General features: G+C 63.4%; 2 protein-coding genes and 1 pseudogene. 2 read left to right on the forward strand and 1 reads right to left on the reverse strand.

The window, feature by feature from the left end; translation table 11 throughout:
* The first annotated feature begins 2 nt into the window (after nucleotides 1-2).
* The gene (locus HP499_RS23865) at nucleotides 3-314 is read left to right on the forward strand and encodes a lycopene cyclase domain-containing protein (RefSeq protein ID WP_172326513.1); all 312 of its coding nucleotides are present in this window, start codon (nucleotides 3-5) and stop codon (nucleotides 312-314) included.
* Nucleotides 311-1,534 carry a prenyltransferase gene (locus HP499_RS23870; RefSeq protein ID WP_172326514.1) on the forward strand — a complete coding sequence of 408 codons (1,224 nt, stop codon included), beginning with the start codon at nucleotides 311-313 and terminating at the stop codon, nucleotides 1,532-1,534. Before HP499_RS23865 ends, HP499_RS23870 begins: the two co-directional genes overlap by 4 nt.
* On the opposite strand, the pseudogene HP499_RS23875 reads toward HP499_RS23870, so the two are convergent.
* Nucleotides 1,529-1,728, reverse strand: a pseudogene (locus HP499_RS23875) (MarR family transcriptional regulator); the annotation flags it as partial. The gene HP499_RS23870 and the pseudogene HP499_RS23875 sit on opposite strands and share 6 nt — an antisense overlap.

Here is a 1,728-nt window from a genome sequence, read left to right on the forward strand (position 1 = left end):
GCATGCTCCTGCTCGATCACCGCTTCCGTCTGTTCTTCTGGAGGGACGCCAAAGCAGCGGTGATCGTTACCGTCGTCGGGGTCTTGTTCCTTCTCGCCTGGGACTTGGCCGGAATCGGCCTGGGGATTTTCCTGCGCGGCGAGGGCACCATTGCAACAGGACTTTTGATCGCACCGGAACTGCCTGTCGAGGAACCCGTCTTCCTGCTGTTCCTGGTGCTGTGCACCATGGTCTTGTATACCGGTGCACGGCGGCTGATCGACCGGATCCCCGCACATCGCGTGGAGAAGCAACGGGAGCGTGAGAACGCATGACGTACTCATGGCTGGCGCTCGCCTTCATCGCCGCAGCAGCCGTTGCCGGCGTGCTCTTCGCCCGTAGAGGTGCCCGGCCCGGGGAATCGGGCAAGCACTGGAAAGCTGTGGGCCTGGCGTTCGCGGCCCTTGCCATCCTGACAGCGGTCTTTGATTCGGTCATGATCGGCATGGAACTCTTCCACTACGATGCCTCGCATATCCTCGGCGTCAAAGTAGGGCTCGCTCCGATCGAGGACTTCGCTTACCCGTTGGCAGGGGTCGTGGCGCTTCCCGGTTTGTGGATGTGGCTGACGCGCAAGCGAAAAGGCGCCGGTTCCGATTCAGGGGGCCTTGCAGGCCCTGCCCGCTTCAAAGGCCTGGTCCCCCAAGCCCTGCTCGCATCCCGCCCGGTCAGTTGGATCAACACCGCCTACCCGTTTGCGGCCACCATGCTTTTGACCACCCGCGAGATCGACTGGGTCCTGATCGTAGGCACTTTCTATTTCCTGATCCCCTACAACCTGGCCATGTATGGGATCAACGACGTCTTCGATTACGAATCGGACCTCAAGAACCCCCGCAAGGGCGGCATCGAAGGCGCGCTCCTCCAGCCGCACCTGCACCGGCCCATGCTGTGGCTCGCCGCTGTCACCAACATTCCGTTCCTGCTGGTGCTGGCATTGGCCGGCGGACCTGCCGCCTGGATCAGCCTTTGCGTGAGTGCCTTCGCTGTGGTGGCCTACTCAGTGGCGGGGCTTCGCTTCAAAGAACGCCCGGTCTTGGACTCGCTGACGTCCAGCACCCACTTTGTCAGTCCCGCCGTCGTCGGACTCGCGCTGGCCGGGGCCACCGTGACGCCGGGGTTGATCATCCTGCTGGCGGCCTTCTTCCTGTGGGGCATGGCTGCGCACGCTTTCGGCGCCGTCCAGGACATTGAACCCGACCGCCAGGCGGGCATCGGTTCCATAGCGACAGTGATCGGTGCGCGCAAGACGGTGAGGCTCGCCGTCGTGCTGTGGCTTGTTGCGGGACTGGCGATGCTGGCCACGCCATGGCCCGGGCCGCTCGCGGCGATCATCGCCATCCCGTATATCGTCAACTGCGCGCCTTACTGGAACGTCACGGATACGACGGCGGCACGCACCAATGTGGCGTGGCGGCGGTTCATCTGGCTCAACTACGGGTCAGGATTCCTGGTGACGCTCATTTTCATCCTGCAATGGAGCCTCACGTCATGACCGGGTTGGTTCCTCGGGTCCTTCCGGCTCTTCGTCGATCGTGTCCAAGGCCTCCCGCATGTGCTGCAGGAAACCCACCACCACCTGCGACTCCTCCGGGCTCAAGGCGCACGCCGCATCCAGCATCCGGCGGTGCATCCCGCCCAAGGTGTGCCGGACTTCCTGGTCCGAACCCGGCGTTGCTTTCAAAATCA

Source organism: Paenarthrobacter sp. CM16, from assembly GCF_013179505.1.
GTDB lineage: Bacteria > Actinomycetota > Actinomycetes > Actinomycetales > Micrococcaceae > Arthrobacter.

Coding starts and splice junctions, on each gene's coding strand:
- HP499_RS23865 (WP_172326513.1), top strand. CDS start 3: ATGCTCCTGCTCGATCACCGCTTCCGTCTGTTCTTCTGGAGGGACGCC.
- HP499_RS23870 (WP_172326514.1), top strand. CDS start 311: ATGACGTACTCATGGCTGGCGCTCGCCTTCATCGCCGCAGCAGCCGTT.